At 49.1% G+C, this 17,815-nt stretch carries 10 protein-coding genes and 4 pseudogenes; 12 read left to right on the top strand and 2 right to left on the bottom strand.

Features of this window, described 5'->3' with window-relative positions:
• The first annotated feature begins 31 nt into the window (after positions 1-31).
• Positions 32-1,142, top strand: a pseudogene (locus tag NR114_RS14535) (IS3 family transposase).
• A 6-nt stretch (positions 1,143-1,148) separates the two neighbouring features.
• Here NR114_RS14535 and NR114_RS14530 read toward each other — a convergent pair.
• Together NR114_RS14530 and NR114_RS14525 are read right to left on the bottom strand one after the other, a co-directional pair.
• Positions 1,149-2,000 (bottom strand): annotated as a pseudogene (locus NR114_RS14530) (integrase arm-type DNA-binding domain-containing protein); the annotation flags it as partial.
• 341 nt (positions 2,001-2,341) lie between these two features.
• A complete protein-coding gene (locus NR114_RS14525; RefSeq protein ID WP_234530424.1) occupies positions 2,342-3,037 on the bottom strand; it encodes a hypothetical protein in 696 nt (231 codons plus the stop codon).
• 259 nt (positions 3,038-3,296) lie between these two features.
• Between NR114_RS14525 and NR114_RS14520 the strand changes: the two are divergent.
• The 11 genes and pseudogenes from NR114_RS14520 to NR114_RS14475 form a co-directional block, all read left to right on the top strand.
• A pseudogene (locus NR114_RS14520) lies at positions 3,297-3,499 on the top strand (helix-turn-helix domain-containing protein); the annotation flags it as partial.
• A gap of 346 nt (positions 3,500-3,845) precedes the next feature.
• Entirely contained in the window at positions 3,846-4,877 is a 1,032-nt protein-coding gene (locus NR114_RS14515; RefSeq protein WP_234530425.1) for a hypothetical protein, read from the top strand.
• Positions 4,878-4,879: 2 nt separating this feature from the next.
• Positions 4,880-6,487: a hypothetical protein gene (locus NR114_RS14510; protein ID WP_234530426.1), complete on the top strand. Its 1,608-nt coding sequence runs from the start codon at positions 4,880-4,882 to the stop codon at positions 6,485-6,487.
• Complete coding sequence (locus NR114_RS14505; RefSeq protein ID WP_256814419.1) at positions 6,484-8,187, top strand: nuclease-related domain-containing DEAD/DEAH box helicase; 1,704 nt, start codon at positions 6,484-6,486, stop codon at positions 8,185-8,187. The genes NR114_RS14510 and NR114_RS14505 overlap by 4 nt, the downstream gene beginning before the upstream one ends.
• A 5-nt stretch (positions 8,188-8,192) precedes the next feature.
• Positions 8,193-11,906, top strand: coding sequence for a helicase-related protein (locus NR114_RS14500; protein ID WP_234530427.1), 3,714 nt, complete (start codon positions 8,193-8,195; stop codon positions 11,904-11,906).
• Complete coding sequence (gene drmB, locus NR114_RS14495; protein WP_234530428.1) at positions 11,896-13,836, top strand: DUF1998 domain-containing protein; 1,941 nt, start codon at positions 11,896-11,898, stop codon at positions 13,834-13,836. Before NR114_RS14500 ends, drmB begins: the two co-directional genes overlap by 11 nt.
• 157 nt (positions 13,837-13,993) lie before the next feature.
• Positions 13,994-14,083: pseudogene (locus tag NR114_RS24295) on the top strand (IS5/IS1182 family transposase); the annotation flags it as partial.
• Between the two features lie 373 nt (positions 14,084-14,456).
• A complete protein-coding gene (locus tag NR114_RS14490) occupies positions 14,457-15,230 on the top strand; it encodes a hypothetical protein (protein WP_256814407.1) in 774 nt (257 codons plus the stop codon).
• Between the two features lie 119 nt (positions 15,231-15,349).
• Positions 15,350-16,330, top strand: coding sequence for an adenosine deaminase (locus NR114_RS14485; RefSeq protein WP_234530432.1), 981 nt, complete (start codon positions 15,350-15,352; stop codon positions 16,328-16,330).
• Positions 16,327-16,875, top strand: a complete 549-nt coding sequence (locus NR114_RS14480) for a non-canonical purine NTP pyrophosphatase (RefSeq protein ID WP_234530433.1) — start codon at positions 16,327-16,329, stop codon at positions 16,873-16,875. The genes NR114_RS14485 and NR114_RS14480 overlap by 4 nt, the downstream gene beginning before the upstream one ends.
• 2 nt (positions 16,876-16,877) lie before the next feature.
• On the top strand, positions 16,878-17,675 hold the full coding sequence (locus NR114_RS14475) for an SIR2 family protein (protein WP_372907096.1): 798 nt from the start codon (positions 16,878-16,880) through the stop codon (positions 17,673-17,675).
• Positions 17,676-17,815: the final 140 nt, after the last annotated feature.

The raw sequence follows: 17,815 nt of genomic DNA, 5'->3' as shown, positions 1-17,815 counted from the left end.
CATACTGATTATGTCCCCGGAGGAGATCGCTATGCGTAAGATCCGATTCACCGAACACCAGATCATCGCCGTATTGAAGTCCGTCGAAGCCGGACGTACCGTCAAGGATGTGTGCCGTGAAGCCGCTATTTCGGAAGCCAGCTATTACAACTGGAAGGCAAAGTATGGCGGGATGGAAGCGGCCGATATTAAAAAAATCAAAGATCTGGAAGACGAGAACCGGAGGCTCAAACAGATGTTTGCTGACCTCAGCCTTGAGTGCCGGGCACTTAAAGACGTCATCGAAAAAAAGCTTTAAAACCAGCGATAAAGCGTGAACTCGTCAGCTATCTGACAGCGCAATTTGCCATGAGTTTACGTCAGGCCTGCAGGACGTTATCGCTGAGCAGGACTGTCTATTTTTATCAGCCCGATACCCGGCGTGATGAACCGGTGATCCATGCGCTGACTGAACTGGCAGAACGCTATCCGCGCTACGGTTTTAAGAAGCTGTTCCAGCTGCTGCGCAGGCAGGGCAATACCTGGAACCACAAACGCGTTCACCGGATTTACTGCCTGCTGAAACTGAATTTTCGTCGTAAGGGAAAACAGCGGCTGCCGGTACGCAACCCGTCGCCACTGGTTACGCCTGAGGCACTTAACCAGAGCTGGTCGATAGATTTTATGCATGATGCGCTGGTCTGTGGTAGACGCTTCCGAACCTTCAATGTGGTGGATGATTTTAACCGGGAAGTACTGGCGATAGAAATTGACCTGAATATCCCGGCTCAACGTGTTGTCCGGGTACTGGAGCGGATCGTGGCAAACCGTGGCTACCCGCTGAAAATGCGGATGGACAACGGACCAGAACTGATCTCACTGACGCTGGCACAGTGGGCTGAAGAACATGGTGTGTTGCTGGAATTATCAAGCCTGGCAAGCCGACACAGAATGCCTTCATCGAACGGTTTAACCGGACGTACCGGACAGAAATCCTGGATTTTTACCTGTTCAGAACACTGAATGAGGCCCGGGAAATCACAGAGCGCTGGCTGACGGAATATAACAGCGAACGCCCTCACGAATCGCTGAACAACCTGACGCCGGAAGAGTACCGGCTGATGGCTGAAAACACGGAAGTCTCAAAAAGTGCGTGGAACTAAAACGGGTATGCTTACAATGTGATCTCGTTTAGCTTTCATACGTTCCGCCGGGATACGCCATTCACGGTTTTCTATATCGATTTCAGCCCATGCGGTTGCCGAGGCTTCTGCAGGACGTATAAGCGTAAGTAGTTGCCACTCAAGTAAGCAGCGGGTAGGGATTGATAAATTGCTCATCGAGATTGTGCGCATCAGCTTAGGCAATTCTTCGGGGCGTATAGTTGGCATATGCTGTTTCTTAGGGCGCTCGAACGCATTGCCGATACCAGAAGCCGGGTTAGCATCAATCAATCCGGTGTTGACGGCGTAGATCATGATTTCGTTGATGCGTTGCACTAATCGGCGAACAGTCTCTAATGCACCACGAGCCTTGATAGGTTCCAGTACCTGGATCAGCAAACGTGCTTTGATGTCCTGAACCGGGACATTTTCGATAGACGGTAATATGTCCTTCTCGAGAGAACGCCAGATGTCCTCCGCATGCTTAGCGCTGACGCTGGCCTGTTTCAATGTGAACCATTGTTTTGCCACATTCAGGAAAATGCTTTCTTGCGCTATCTGCTGCTGTTCCGTTTCTGCTGCCTCTTTAGCCTGCGGGTCAATGCCTCTCGCCAGTATCGCGAGCTTTTCGGCGCGTATTTGTCGGGCGTCGGCAAGTGACAGGGCAGGGTAGGCACCGAGGCTAACCATAGTTCGTGAACTGGTGCCGGGGCGGAGGTAGCGGAAACGCCACAATTTCTTGCCGGTGGTTTTGACTAACAGGAACAGACCGTCACCATCGTGTAGGGTGAGGTCTTTCTCGATTGCTTTGGCTTTTTGTACTTCGGTATGTGTGAGGGAGCGTGTAGTCCGCGCCATGTAAGGATTCTTCCATAATTGGTATACGTTTATGGCATACCTTTTAACGTATACCTGAATGTATGCCAATAAACCCCCGGATTTAGCCGGATATTCTTGGACTACTACAGACACAAAAAAGCCCGCAACGTGAATTGCGGGCTTTTTCGTTATTGCCACCGGATCTATCTGGGGTCACCGGTGACCTATTTGGTGGAGCTGGGGGAATCTGAATAAATCGATTAGTTTGTTGTAATCATTGATAAAAAATGAGTTCAGATTTGTTGGGTATACCTAAACGTATACCAATGCAGGAAAGTGACACCGATTTAGAGGGTGATTCTAGAATCTGGTATCAGCAGTTAGCGCCTTTTTTCCCATGCTTGTTTGATGAGCTGCACATCAGGTTTGAAGCGCGACATGTGGCGGATACCTACCACAGGCACATCGAATTGCTTAAACCGTGCCGTAAAGCAGAACGTGGAGTAGTAGCGGTTTCGGCTTATGTACTCGGGTTCATCAACATCGCCGAATGCTTTTAATAGCAAGCGAGCTGCTGAGTGGGAATTCATTCCGTTACTGTAAGCAATAATTAGCTCAGGTTTGCATAGGGGGACGGTAACGTTTTCAAAGAAACCCATCGATTTTTCAATCAGTCGATCCAAACTGCCAATTGCGCTCTCTTGAGCACTTTTTTTGAGCGACAGGGCATCTTTAGAGCACATGAGTAGTGCGTTGGTGTAGACAGTATCTTGCCATCTAAAGCCTAGCTGCTCAGGGATTGATTGCAGGCGGTTTGCCAAATGTTTTATACCCCATTCACCTTCAGTACCGGCCTGAACATTAGAGAAATAAGGTGAATTAAAGCCGCTTATCACTGCTTCAGCATTTGTAAAACCGTCATCCGCAGATGAACCATTGAACCCAACCATGATTAAACGCTTTCTTGCTGGCTTGGCGGCCAGTAATTCGAAGGAACAGTCATAAGGGCGGCCGGGGAGTTTGCTTAAACCATGCCGCTCTAATCCTTCCATAATTATTTTCTTGGTCGTTTCCATCTTAGTGGTTACCCCTTAAATGAGTCTGTTTTTGGCTCTGCCCCATGATAGATGCAATCCGTCATCTCACTCAGAAAAAAAAGATTTATAGAAAAACTGGTCACACTGTTCACTTTTTGTTTTAGTTGTTTTAAAACAATACATTAACTGGTTATTAGTCGGTGATGAGTTTGCCCTGACTGGTCACTTACCGTGAACAGTCAGCCCCAAAAAGGCAAAATGCCGACTTGAACCGATTATTGAGTTACTTTTCACTATGATGTCGGTGATTTCTGCTGTCGCAGAATTTGAGCGGGATCTGTTGCTTGAGCGCACGCACTCAGGTATTGCGAGGGCAAAACAGCTGGAAAGCGATTTGGTCGTCCTTCAGCACTGAATGAAGAACAGCAACTTACTGTGATTATACGTATAAACACCGGGATCAGTGTCAGCGCCTTTGCACGGGAATTTGATAACACCTGATAAACAATACTCTGGGTTAACAGGTTGCTATGTGCCAGAAGCAAACCCTGCGAGCATCACTGTGTAGTAAACGGGTATTACCATATCTCCAACCTTTATTAATCAGGTTTTTTATAAATAGGTTTTTAGTAATGTGATGCTCTCCCAAGTTAAAGGCAGCAGTTAGAAGTATGATGCTGGCTAGATTGTGGCAGATGCCCATTACATCGTTGCAAAAATGACCAAGCCCAACAAATTTAACAAGATATCCGAGAAACCACGTTATTTGAGATTTTCATTTACCTGTTGGAGTGATTTAATCGAGTCTCAATTTATTTAGGATACCTGTAGCCTCGGGATTGCTTAGATGCAATATTTTGAAGTGGATACGTTTTATGACGAGGTCCCTACATGGGCTGCTACTGCTCTAAGTCTGGGCTATCGGTGGAACCTAGGTTGCGGTAATGCTCGCCGGATCGGTCTGTTGTCTATGCCGTGCGAGTCGGAGGCTGCTGGTCTTATCGCTCTGGGCGCCCTGCGGAATGATCTGGAGCGTACGACGGCAAACCACGTGGATATGCACTTCGATTTTCTGCTGCGAACATGCCACGAGCGTATTGCCGCGAAGGTGCGATGCGGGGCCCATCCTGAAGAGCTCTCGTGGGATGTGCGTGACTCCGTTGACGATACTCGCTGGCGTTTTGTTGCCTTTAATGGCGAGTTAGATGCCATTGTTCTCGAGAAAGCTACATACCGGCCTTTTGTCAAAAGGAAGGGCAAAAGCATCCCTAATCCGCACGGGGTCTGCACCTGTTACATCATGCGTGGCAACGCCATCCGCTGGCAGTTGCGCGATTGCCCCTTGCCGCAGTTACCTCATGACGGGAAGGGGCTGGAATACTCCGAGTATCGCGATCTCCCGGGATGCGTCGGCCCTATCTTGGAAGCAAATCTGCGTCAGTCCTATGATGGCCTAGTCTTGGTTGGGCAGGGGGGGGCGCGTGACTCCAGTTATATGCAGAAGCTTTATTCTGCGGGTTTCGCAACAGCTGACCGCAGATTTTCGCTGGGCGATCTGCTGACTCTGCATCACACTGAGCGGCAATACATACGGCGCCTTCGCTTCCTCAACGAGAGAGTGCATCAAGACGAGGCCATACATGCGGCCTGGTTAGTGGTGGCCGATGGCATATCGGCGCTGCTCTGTGCGGAGAAACTGTTCCCTTCGAGCGACATCATTGGTGTCTGCAACCGTGATGCATCTGTCGAGTCGATCCTCCAGCTCAAGGACTGGTTGAATAATATCAGCCGCTACTACAAAGATAGGGACGCCAGCAATTGTCTGTTGGGTGAAATGCAAACCGGAATGCAGCTGCGCGTGCTGCAACGAAGGATGTGACCATGATTATCCCGACAACCGCGCGCTTGCAGTTTCTAGATAGTAATCCGCCGTTCCAAGAGCTCTTTATTGGCGAGTCTCCGCTTTTTTCCGCGATCCGCCACCATATGCGGATACTTTATTCAGCACTTTACCAGCTAGATAGCGGCCCTGACGTGAACGAGTCGGCCCTGCTGCTTCGCTTCGAGATGCAGAAGTGGCTGACGTCACCTTTGATACCCGATATTGGCCTCTTTCCCCGCTGTGGCCTTGCCGATGCAGCGCAGATTCGCCGGCAGTGGGGGGCGCATGCCGTACAAACCGTCGAGCTCCTGAAAGACCTGATCACCTGTTACGCTGAGGAGGGCTCTGTACTTAATGCGGAGTTCGTCCGGTTATTCATCGAACTTAAGTACGAATATGGGAAAGACAACGTCAGGATTTGGTGCCATCCCAAAGAACGCGACCTTTTTCGCAAGCTGCTCGAAGGGTTGGTGGACCTCAATGATGGGGGATTCGTAAGCACACTTGCAGAGTACCGCAAGATCCCTCCGGCAGATGCGTTGATCCGATTCGGACCTTTGCGCACGCGTGGCTTCGGCAGTGCGCCGGAGGCATTAATTACTTCCCCATCATACCGTCGGCTGGTCCGCTTTGTTTGGTCAGGGCTGGCAGATGAGGAAGGATTTGCCGATGATCCGGTACTGCCCACCTACAACTATCTGGCCAGCCTGCGTTCAGTTCGGACTACCGTCAGCGAGAATCCCAGAACGATGACTGTGCCTCCTACGGCTGAACAAGTTGATGATCTTGTGTACCTTGACAATAAGACGTCCACGGGCAAAGCCTTGCATCGATGTGTGCTAGTGGAGTTTCCAGCTGAGTACGGAGTGCTTCTTCGTCCGGGGTCCCGCTTGCTGGTATTCAGTCCCCATCGCACCGACATTGAGGCCATTGGCTACAGACAGATTAATGAAGTAGAAGCAGATGATTACCTGCTGATTCACGATGCTGATGCTGACCTTGGTGAGGTTAGTGTCGATGCCTCTAAAGCGCCGCTGGCTGCCCTCTGGAAAAAGGCGCTGGCTGATGCTTGGAAACGACATCCCAATATATGTCTTCAGAAAATGCAGCAAGCTGGCATTGATCTCCAAGATCTGCATCGTGCGGTCCACAAATGGAAAGAAAGCAATGGTACTGTGATTCCGGCGCCGCTGCGTAAGAGGCATTTCGAAGCATTGCTGATAAAGGTACTTGATCCGGATCTTATTCCACCGATGGTGGTTAATGGCAGAACTGTTCCTGGATGGCGTCGGGCGTGGAGAGAGGTCGAGGCCTCTCGGGTTAACGCGATACAACATGGAGCGGTTGAGCATGCCATTGTAAACGAACAACTAACTGCGGAGCTGCGTAGAGAATTGCCTGCTATTCGCAGTATGCTCTCGTTAGTATATGTATATCCTCACCGGCTTGAGCCGGAAAGTGGCCTGACCGGCAGCGTGTTATTTAAACCTGTGATTAGTATTTCGCCGGACTTTGCTGCTCCGGCAGAGGTGCTGGAAAAACTGCTCAAGCTGCCGATTGCTGAACGGTATCGCGCAGGCTTAGGAGGCGAGCATTTGTGCGTATGATTCCCGGATTTATCGACGAGACTTCACCGCCCGGTGAGATTGACCTTTACCGGAAACTCGAAAGTGCCCGGTGCAACTGGACCGTTATCCATTCGCTGGATCTGGCACCGAGCAACCATAACAGGCGCACCGAACTTGACTTTGTGATTGTGATTCCCGACGTTGGCATTCTCTGCATTGAGGTCAAATCGCATCGAGAGATTGGCTTCGACGGCGATCACTGGTACCCAAAAAGCATTACAAAATCGCCGTTCCGCCAAGCACAGGATGCTCGTTATGTTCTGCGTCGTCGGCTGGTGGAGCGGTTAGCGATCTTTTCTCAAGTCCCAGTGATTCACTGCTGTGTTTTCCCTCGGGCAGATTTTACCGTGCCGCCCAATCTGTCGGTTAGTCCATACGAGGTGATGGACCGTTACCGGTTCGATGCCTGTACAACGGGCGATGCGCTGTGTGAAGCTCTTAAAAAAATGGCCCTGCGGATCATCTATGCGGATCCAATGATCGCCCTGCTGAAGGCACCACTGTCAGGGTCGCAGGTAGAAGATTTCGTCAGTTTCTGCTTCCCCATCCGTACACGCCGGCCGGAAAAATTCACCGAAATTCGCTATCGCGAGGAGGAGCTTGAGAAGCTATTGCGCGATCAACAATACCCGGTGCTTCGTTTGACGGATTACAACCCGAGGGTGCTAGTTGAAGGGGGGGCAGGAACCGGTAAGTCACTAATAGGTATTAGCGTGGCTCGGCTCAAGGCGGCTCAAGGTCTAAGGGTAGGTTATCTCTGTTTTAACAGGTTGATCGGTCAATGGGCTGCCAGTCAGCTAGAGGAAGAACACAACCCGCTTTTGGTCGGGGGCTCTGCCTTAAGCGTGTTGATGTCCCTTACTGGGGTAAGTGTGCCGGAAAATCCAAACGATGATTTCTGGTCCAGCGTAGCGCTGGAGGTTCAAGACCGCCTCACGGATCCATCTTGTGCGCATGATGCTCGGTTCGACTATCTGGTCATCGACGAGGCGCAGGATATTCTCGGGCGCCCAGACCTGTTGGACTGCCTCCGTCTGCTTATAGATGGTGACCTAGATGGCGGCCGCTTCCTTATGTTAGGTGACTTCCGCAATCAGGTACTGACAGGAGCAACGGCACTGGAGGTCCCCCTAGCTACCGTGCGGAAGAGTTCAGCCCGCTGGGTACTTACGGAAAACTGTCGCAACTACAAGACCGTTGGCCAGTTCGCAATGAAGCTCTCTCAGGCAGACAGGAGCACCTACTCCGGTTACCTACGACAGGGGGGCGGCCTGAATGCATGGAACCTTGAGCTGTACAAGGACGCAGCGGATCAAATCCGCAAGATAATGATATGTATAGATTCAGCTTTGGCCAGCGGATTCCGGGAGGCCGACATTACGGTGCTTTCCTTCGGGTCTGAACGTCGCTCAGTGCTCCCATTGCTTCGCGAGGCCTGCAACCGCGCATTCGTCTCCGTCGGAAATTCGAGCACCAAGGGTATACGCTACTCCACTGTTCCAGCCTACAAGGGGCTGGAGAACAAGGTCATCATCATCACTGATGTAATTCCTTCTGATAGTGGGTTTGATCGCAACCGCTTTTATACGGGAATCACCCGGACCCAAGAGCGGCTCCATCTATTTTGTCATGCATCAGGTGCATCACAGCTAGCTGAATGGGTGACAAGTGCCAGGTAAAAAGTATGAATAAGGAACGATCTGCAGAAATCGAGTCTCTTCGTGGAGAGCTGGTGGGGCCCTCGCGCGTCATCGAAACCGTTACAACCTTCGGAATGGTTACTATTGATGCACAAGGCAGCTTCCGGCTTTCCGGGGAAGAGTTCGGGCCCCTTTACTACCAATGCGGAGACAGCGATGTTCTGCAGGAAATCGTCCACTACAATGGCGAAACGCCTATGCAACGTTATGGCGCGGGCCTTTTGTACCCACGTAAATATATGCAGGGGATGGTAATTGACGATCATGCGGACCCTGGATCATCCGCTGGGCTAATAAACGACGGTGAGAATGGAGAGAACGCATTGACTGAGACAGTGCTGGCAGTGGTCTCCAATCCGGAAGTGTCGACGTTGCCTGCAATGTTTACCAGCGGTGACCCAGCTTCAGAGGGAGGTGGCACTGAGGCGGATGACGATGATTTCGAGGTTGGCAGTGACGATATGTACCAACCCTCGGTCATGGGTATTAGCTTCTGCCTGGAGGAGAGTGAAGGCGAATTTGTCGTATCGCTTCCCGCTGCTAAAAAGTTCTTTTGGCAGCTACCAGAGGCCGCCGCGTTCCCAGTCAACGGAAGGTATGAACCCTGTATTAAAGTAACGAGCAAGGAGAATGGTGAACATCGTGCGGAGGCGTGGCGGCGTGTGCCGGCTACAACTGTTGCTACGTGTGAACGATTTCTGTTGGCTAGCCTAAAGCCCGGAAAAACCGAGTCAAGGAGCCTGAGCTTGCCTGGGGGGCTTGCTTTACAGATCCAAGTTTTTCCACGACGCATGCATGGCAAGTGGATTGTCACATGCGTACTGCGCAACCAACAGGATGCCCAAGTGGCCAAGAGCAAAGCAGATCAGATCCGAAGCATCCTCTTTCAGGCGTACTTCCAGGTGCGGGTGCAGGGCGGTGCAGTCTTTAGCCGTTACCCTGAAGGAGTCAGGCCGTTCGAACAGCTCGATGATGACGAGAAAACGCTCTCCCTGCTGTACCGTGACCAAGCTACTTGGGCGATCGGACACGGTTGTGCGGCGGGATGGGATCTTGTCGAAGGGGGAGTACCGGATGCTATTTTCGCGGATGTGATGCCGGCCGTGGAACTGCCGAGTATGACTCCTGACATCACGGACCGCGAGGGAGACCCTGTCACCCTATCTATGCGTGATCTGTCGGGGCTTACAACCTTTGCCCCGGGCGCTCAGGACTGGGCACCACTCGATAGTCTCGTGCAAGAGTATGCTGCTTGGATTGATGCTCGCGAGGCAGGCAGCGAGAAGCTATCGCCCCAGTTGCGTGATGTAGCCACAAGCCATCTGGAAGACTGCCGCCAAAGCCTCAAGCGCATCAGACACGGCATTGCGATCCTGCAAACCGACACCACTGCACTAGAGGCATTTCGTCTGGCCAATCAGGCAATGCTGCTCCAGCAGGTAGCGTCCAAACAGATCTCTCGTCGCCCGCTAGTCCTCCTCAACAACTATGTGGTTGCTGAGGAGGTACCTGAAGGACAGCCACGCACACCATGGGAGGTGTGGATTGATGGTTCCGAAAAACAGGGTGTCGGCAAATGGCGAGCCTTCCAGGCAGCGTTCTTGCTTATGAGTATCGCCGGACTGGTTGAGGAACGTTGTGATGACCGGGAAATCGTCGACCTGATCTGGTTCCCCACAGGCGGAGGCAAGACCGAAGCCTATCTCGCAGTCGCCGCTTTCTACATGTTCCACCAACGCTTGATTTCGCGCGTAGATGATGAACTGCGTCGTGATGGCACCAATGTATTCATGCGTTACACCTTGCGGATGCTGACCACACAGCAATTCCAGCGTGCTGCCAGCCTGATCTGCGCTATGGAACAAATCAGAGTACGCCGGGAAAAGGAGGCCGCCAGCCCCTCGCTAGGGACCTCCTGCTTCACACTTGGACTCTGGGTTGGTGGTGATGGTTCACCAAATAAATGGGCTGATGCCAGCAAAGCGGTCCGCAAATATGACTCCGGAGATGTGACAGGAAATCCGTTAGTCTTGACGGAGTGCCCTTGGTGCCGGAGCACAATCGGCCGGTTGACTCAAGCCTCGTCCAGTAAAGGCAAGAAGAACAAGAACAGCAATCTCGCTGGGCTGGTCGGTGGAAGGCAGCCGTACCTGATGTGCTCTGACACTGGATGTGAATATGGTGGCGAACGCAGCAGGCTACCTGTCGAGGTTATCGACGAAGCCATCTACAAAGATCCACCATCCATGTTCATCGGGACCGCTGACAAGTTCGCAATGATGGCCTGGAAGCCGGAAACCGGCGCACTGTTTGGCTTGGATCATGGCAAAGAGGGAGAAGTGATTCCTGTCAGACGCCCCCCAGGATTGGTGATCCAAGATGAGTTTCACCTGATTTCAGGGCCTTTGGGTACGATCTATGGGTTATATGAGGGGGTGATCGAGCAGCTTTGCAGCGCAAAGAACAGGCGTTATCTGATAAAGCCCAAGATAATCGCCTCGACCGCCACCATTCGGGGGGCGGCAGAGCAGGTACGTACTGTCTATGCCCGTGAGAAGCTGCAGCTGTTTCCCAGCCCAGGGCTGGAGATGGGCGACTCGTTTTTCGGCCGTTACGCCAAGGACAAAGATGGACAGCTGAAACAAGGCCGACTCTACCTAGGAATTCACGCCAGCGGTTATCGGTCTTTCCTGACAACTCAGGTCCGTGCATTTTCGACTGTGTTGTTCAGAGCGTGGATGTTCGATGACAACAAGAAAGATGCATGGTGGACCCTGCTGGCGTTCTACAACAGCTTGCGTGAGCTGGGTGGTGCCCAGACCCTGTTCCAGTCTGACATTGCTGCGCGTCTAAAGGACTATTCATCGCGTTATGGGCTCAAAGGCGGCCCTCAACGCTACCTCAATACTGTGGAAGAGTTGACCAGTCGTCAGAGTCAGGCACAGCTGGTTGAGTTAATGGATCGGTTGGCGCTCCCTTGGGATGCCAAGGACAGCTTGGATGCCTGTCTTGCGTCCAATATCATCGAAGTTGGAGTGGATATCGACCGGCTAGCGTTGATGGCTGTTGTCGGTCAGCCCAAGTCAACCGCTCAGTACATTCAGGTGACAGGCCGGGTAGGACGGCGCTGGTGGGAACGTCCTGGACTGATTCTGAGCATGTTCAACCCGGGGAAGAGTCGCGACCGCTCGCACTTTGAGCAGTTTCATAGTTATCACCGCCGTCTCTATGAGCGGGTCGAGCCGACTTCGGCTACACCATTTTCGGTTGAAGCAGTGGAGCGCGCACTGGCAGGAGTAATGCTGCTCTGGGCACGGCAGCGGCATGGTGCCAGCTCGCCTGGTGAGGCCTTCGGCGACTATGCCGACTATTTGAACGAGGCGCTTGAGCTGCTGCTTGAACGATGCGGAGCCATCATGGAGGTTCAACCAGATGAATTGGATCGAGTATGCGAAGCCATGCGCAAAGTACACAGTGAACTCCTCAATAAGTGGAAAACCAATCCACAACAGTGGTGGGAGTACCCGCAAAAGAAAGATGGAGAGTATCTGATGCTATGGACAGGTGAGTTCGCGACTAGGGAGCAGAAACGAAAAGGGATGCGGGTTCTCAGCAGCATGCGCAATGTTGACGGCACTGCCCGGGCAGCAATCAGCAGCAACTATTTAGGCGAGGAGCATACAGAGCATGGCCAGTGACATTCGGCTGGGGCAATTGATTGTCCCCTTCGGGCCGGGGAGCATCTATACCGACAAGAACGGTGTACCTAATATAATCTGCGGGCTAGACTTCTGGCATAAACAGATGGATGAGAAAGGCAAGTGGACGGTGGATGAGGCCGCCATGCGCAGGCATGTGATTGACGAGCCTCGACTATCTGCTCTGCTTCAGGTTCCACAATTCCGCCAGCCGCCAGAATACTGCCGTGACGACCAGAATCCAGGGCTATCGGGGCTGGAAATCCAGACTCACCGCTTTCCTACTTGGTATGTCGACAGCTACAGCGGAAAAATGCGCCGTTTCAGCCTAGAAACCCGGAAACTTACCCCGCTCCCAAATGACAAAAAACCAAATTGGCGCCCCGTGCGTTTCATCAGCGTCTGCAGCCAAGGGCATATTGCAGATTTCCCATGGAAAGCTTGGTGTGGATGTACCTGCCCAGGGGATAGCGGACTGGTGCTTAAGGATTCCGGCGGCCCAGACCTGAGGTCCGTTAAAGTCACCTGCTCGATATGCAAGAAATGGAAAACCTTGGCGGGAGCAATGAGCATGGTTCGCGATCCAGACAGTGGCAAAATCGATAAATCCGGACTTAAGTCGGCAGGGATCTTCTGTAGTGGTGAGCGTCCTTGGTTGGGCTTGGCAGCTCAGCCATGCCAAGAACCCCCTGTTGCAGTGCTGATCAACCAGTCGAACATCTATTTTGGAAAAGTGCTGTCTTCAATCTATCTGCCGAATATGAGCAGCGAACAATGCGTTACTGACATTCAGAAGATACTGAGAAATGATGATCTGGATTTAAGCGTCGTAAAGCTATTTATCCAGCTCGGAATTATCTCGGAAGCACTAAAAAAGCTCCATGAGATCCTGCTCCCCTATTACCCCAGCCTGCCTGATGACGCGTTGATAATGCGGGCCATGGACGCTCTCAACCAAGGCAGCTTGCTGGCAGATGGAGGCCCTCAGCCTGTAATGGCAGAATCAGAGTCTCAGAAATACCGTCGAGCCGAGTACAACGTACTGCGCAATGAAGTAGCCCTCGGAGTAGACAACGAACTAAGGGTAATTCCAAGCTTGGTTCCGCTTGGGCTGAAATCTTGGTTCGGGCGGATCAATCTGGTTGAAAAGCTGCGGGAAACCCGGGTTTTTTGTGGCTTTGACAGACTTATACGGGAAAGGGAGCCGTTGGCTAGCATGCCGGACTCAGCTATGAACCAGCTTTTCCTTCACCCGCCGGCACCAGAATCCCAGTGGCTGCCTGCTATCAAGAATTATGGTGAAGGTATTTTCGTCGAGTTGGATGAGGGCGCCATCAGCAATTGGCTTGCAGAGAATGCTGAGTGGCTTGCACATCGGCTGGATCAGGCGTTTGTGGCACGCATGGCTGACGAGAAAAACCTGATGCCACCGCTCCAGAGTAATTACGTTACGTCGCAATGGGCTGCCCGATATCTTCTGGTTCACACCTTGGCTCACATCATGATCAATCAGATGGTGTTTGAATGTGGTTACTCCTCAGCCTCGCTGAAAGAACGCATCTTTGTATCTAACGATCCAGATGCACCAATGGCATCCTTCCTCATTTACACTGCAGCCGGAGATTCGGAAGGTAGTCTGGGGGGGCTGGTTCGTATCGGCCGGACTGAGCTTTTCGAGCCGATGGTTCTTAGGGCCATTTCCCGTGCGTCTTGGTGTTCTGCTGATCCTGTCTGTTCAGAGGATTTGGGTGGGACGGGTTCGCGACGGGTCAACAAAGCAGCCTGCCATGCCTGTGTACTATTGCCGGAAACAGCATGCGAAACACTCAACAGCGGGCTGGATCGTGCTATGGTCATCGGGACGCCGCAGGCACCGCATCATGGATTCCTATCGGAATTGATTAAGGGTTTTCTATCTGACTTGCTTTAGCAACTCAGCACAGTAATCCAAGGAAAGGCTACGATTAAAACTGATCTAGGCGGTACCATTAAAGTGATGAAGATATAATCTCACATTTTCTCAACAGGTTTAGAGCTATGCCGTGTCCCGCGTTAGCTGTTATCAGCTGAACAATGTACAATGAAAAATGGGGCTCATCGAGCCCCATTTTTCTTATCGTAGTCTGAGTGGACGGCCTACACGTGAACCAGTCTTAGTGCTCAATGGTATTCTCTTTAATCACTAGCCTGTGAACAAGCTTGTGTGGCTCTACCACCGAGCAAAGAATTAGGAGCAGAGCATAACAGGCCAATCCAGCTGGTTTGTGTCACTTCTAATAAGTTTCGGTAGCATTTCTAGTGCCGACTCATCAGTGTAAACATCCCGCTTAACCTGACTATTCACTTTTAGATATCTTCCGGCAAACCAACTTCTGCTCTTCGCTCAAAGCTGCCAGTGAGCTGTACCTAGGCCGTTCAGTGCCAGAAGCAGACATTGCTTGTTCCTCGCTGTAAAAAAATCATAATGCTAACTAGCGAGGACTATAAGTTGTCAATCGACAGTATTGTGTTTATTTTGTGACTCATAAGTTAAATTGGAGGCGTTGTTATATGGATATTAATGAATTTCCATCGGGAGTAATCGAACATCTTGGCTGGTATGTATACCGCTTGATTGACCCGAGGGATGGCAGTACGTTCTACGTAGGAAAAGGGAAAGGTAATCGTGTCTTTGCTCATATGCGAGGTGAGGTTGCAGGAGTGGATGATGATGAGTTACTTAGTAACAAACTCAAGCAACTTCGAGAGATTAGATTAGCAGGTCTTGAGGTTATCCATGTTATCCATCGGCACGGCATGGCTGAAGAAAAGACCGCTTACGAGGTTGAAGCAGCACTCATAGACGCCTATCCCGGTTTAACTAACATCATGAACGGTTCTGGCAGTAATGAATTCGGTGCTGCGCACATCAAAGAGTTAATCGCTACGTACCAACCTGAAACAATTACGTTCCAACATAAGACCCTGATGATATCGGTTAACAGGAGTTCAAAGGATATTGCCCTCTATGATGCTGTACGTTTTAGCTGGCGTGTCAGCGTTGAACGCGCTCGTAAAGCTGAGGTCATCCTGGCGATAGTAAGAGGAATAGTGAGGGGCGTATATATCGCTGATGAGTGGCTCAAGTCTACCCGTGAGAATTTCCCAGAAATACCCTCATGGGATGCAGACGATGAGTTTGAAGCGACTCAAATTTCCCGCTTTGGATTCCGGGGGAGTGTGGCATCTCCAGAGATCACGCAGCTTTATTTAGGTAAGAAGATCCCTGATGACCTCAGAAAGAAAGGTGCTATGTCTCCTGTGAGATATTCTCCAGGTTTTTGATTTCTTAATGGAGCTGGAGTCACTTTTCGCGCATGACTACTGTGGGAGCCCGTCATAACTGGCTCCTCCGTGTCAGGAGCGGACAATGAATAAAAAAGCATTAAAGAGGTGTTTAAAAAATGGACTGTAGTGAGATTCGAAAGTTGGACAAAGGAGAGTTGCATGTTCATCTAAATGGTTTGGTGAGCACTTCGGTAATTAAAAAATTATTGGAGAAAACTGATAATGAAATCCTGAATCAATGTGATTTGGATACTGACCTTAACATAATTCGCCCTGCAGGTTCACTTGTTGAGTACCTAAAACCTTGGAATCTATTAAGGTTAGTGCCAATCAGTAGGTATGACTTGAAATTAATTGTTGAAAGTGCCTTCTTAAACCTTTTAGAAGATAATATTAAGTTTGTAGAGTTACGAAACAGTGTTATTTATATAGCGCTTTTAAATAATATTTCTGTTACTGATGCTTTGGAATGGGTGCTAACAGAGATAAACACGTGCTCGAATAAATTTAATATTCAAGCTGGTCTTATTTTAACAGTAACTCGTGGTGAATATACTTCTGAACATTTACGTTCTCTTCTCAATGCCTACAAAAATTTAGGATGTCCTAAAAATGTTATTGGCTTGGACTTGGCTGGCAATGAAGATATTGAACCACCACGAGATACCGCGGGGTTATTTCGCGAAGCAAAAGATTCGTACGGCCTAGGAATAACAATCCATGCAGGAGAAACCGGAAACTATACAAACATAAAAGATGCAGTAATTAATTATGGAGCTGATCGCATTGGACATGGCACTGCAGTTGTTAAATCTCATGAGATTATGGACCTAATTATTGACCGAAATATATGTATAGAGGTTTGCCCTATAAGTAATCGATTAACAAAAGCTGTACCTGAACTTGAATCTCATCCAGTGAATGAAATGATAAAGTATAGTGTACCATTTGTTTTATGCTCTGATAACCCAGCGATTCATGCTTCAAGTCTTAGCGAGGACTACCTTGTTTTTATGAGAGAAACTAACAACAAAAAAAACTTAGATGAAATGTATAAGACTCAGAAAAAATATACTTTTTTAGAAGGTTTAAAATGAATATTAGATTCATAACTAAAAACAAATATAAAATAAAGGAGATAACATCACTCCTTGAAAACACAGGGGTGTCTATTATTGCCGCAGAATACTCCATAGATGAAATTCAAACGGAAAATGTAGAGGCACTCATTAGAGATAAGCTTTTAAAAGCCTTCAACTTAGTAGGGAGGCCAGTTTTTGTTGAACACACAGGATTGTACATCGAAAGCTTAAACGGATTCCCTGGCGGTTTGACTCAAATATTTTGGGACAAACTTCAAGCCGATAATTTTTCGAAGCTATTAGGTGTCGGAGAAAATACAAAATTAATAGCTAAAACAATCATTGGATATTGTGACTCGATGAAAATACATATATTTGAAGGTGAGGTATATGGAAAGATCTCCCCAGTGCCAAAAGGTCCTCGAGATTTTCAGTGGGATTGTATATTTATTCCTGATGGGGAAAACAAGACATTTGCCGAAATGGGGGGAATGAAAAATGAAATTTCCATGAGAAAAAAAGCGTTTGATAAATTTAAACATTATTTGTTAGGAGAGTGAGAATGATGGAACAGTTACTTGCTGACTATAAAAGGGGAAATGTTATTCTTTTTGTCGGTGCTGGAGTTTCAATGAATTTAGGCTTGCCGTCATGGAATCAACTTATTGACCATATTGCGACAGAGTTGGGTTATGATCCGGATATATATCGTACATTCGGAAGTGCGCTTGAATTAGCTGAGTATTATAAATTAAAAGTTGGTAAAATAGGTCCACTTAGAAGTTGGATGGACAGGAAGTGGCATTCTAATGACATAGATATAAATAAATCAAAAGTACATGAATACATTGCAAAAGCCAATTTCCCGATAATATACACGACAAACTATGATCGTTGGATAGAAAATTCATTAGAAAACTATGGAAAACAATTCACAAGAATAGCTTCGGTTTCTGATATAGCTAAGATTGATAACAAAAAAACTCAAATTATTAAGTTCCATGGGGATTTTGATGATGATAGTTCCATCGTTCTCGATGAAACAAGTTACTTTCACCGCCTTGAGTTTGAAACACCATTAGACATAAAATTCAGAGCCGACGTCCTCGGTAAGTCTGTACTATTTATTGGGTATAGCCTTTCAGACATTAATATTAGACTTCTTTTCTATAAATTATCTAAACTATGGAAAGAACAAAATCTCGAAGAGGCACAGCCTAAATCATATATTTTTTCACCTCGGCCCAATCCAATCCAGGAAGAGATACTAGAACAGTGGCGAATAAGTATGATTTCTTCCGAGATTGACAACCCAGGGGAAGCACTAGAGGAGTTTTTGAAAAATTTTGTATCTGCTTAGACATTGAATTCAGGAGATAAAGTGATGGTTGCATTTTGAACATCACTTTATTACACATAATTAGCTAAAATCATTATTTTCGCTCACAGTAGCCTGCTTCTAAAGGTATTCCATATAGTTAACCGCTTTCATCAACTCAT

Origin of the sequence: Serratia sp. Ser99 (genome assembly GCF_024519545.1) — a bacterium.
In the GTDB taxonomy this organism is placed as follows: domain Bacteria; phylum Pseudomonadota; class Gammaproteobacteria; order Enterobacterales; family Enterobacteriaceae; genus Serratia; species Serratia liquefaciens.
Note: the sequence above shows the minus strand (reverse complement) of the source record. Positions and strands in the feature narration are given on the sequence as shown.

What these genes read in the sequence shown, in the direction of transcription:
- NR114_RS14525 (WP_234530424.1), bottom strand. Translation starts at nt 3,037, where the DNA reads ATGGAAACGACCAAGAAAATAATTATGGAAGGATTAGAGCGGCATGGT.
- NR114_RS14515 (WP_234530425.1), top strand. Translation starts at nt 3,846, where the DNA reads ATGCAATATTTTGAAGTGGATACGTTTTATGACGAGGTCCCTACATGG.
- NR114_RS14510 (WP_234530426.1), top strand. Translation starts at nt 4,880, where the DNA reads ATGATTATCCCGACAACCGCGCGCTTGCAGTTTCTAGATAGTAATCCG.
- NR114_RS14505 (WP_256814419.1), top strand. Translation starts at nt 6,484, where the DNA reads ATGATTCCCGGATTTATCGACGAGACTTCACCGCCCGGTGAGATTGAC.
- NR114_RS14500 (WP_234530427.1), top strand. Translation starts at nt 8,193, where the DNA reads ATGAATAAGGAACGATCTGCAGAAATCGAGTCTCTTCGTGGAGAGCTG.
- drmB (WP_234530428.1), top strand. Translation starts at nt 11,896, where the DNA reads ATGGCCAGTGACATTCGGCTGGGGCAATTGATTGTCCCCTTCGGGCCG.
- NR114_RS14490 (WP_256814407.1), top strand. Translation starts at nt 14,457, where the DNA reads ATGGATATTAATGAATTTCCATCGGGAGTAATCGAACATCTTGGCTGG.
- NR114_RS14485 (WP_234530432.1), top strand. Translation starts at nt 15,350, where the DNA reads ATGGACTGTAGTGAGATTCGAAAGTTGGACAAAGGAGAGTTGCATGTT.
- NR114_RS14480 (WP_234530433.1), top strand. Translation starts at nt 16,327, where the DNA reads ATGAATATTAGATTCATAACTAAAAACAAATATAAAATAAAGGAGATA.
- NR114_RS14475 (WP_372907096.1), top strand. Translation starts at nt 16,878, where the DNA reads ATGATGGAACAGTTACTTGCTGACTATAAAAGGGGAAATGTTATTCTT.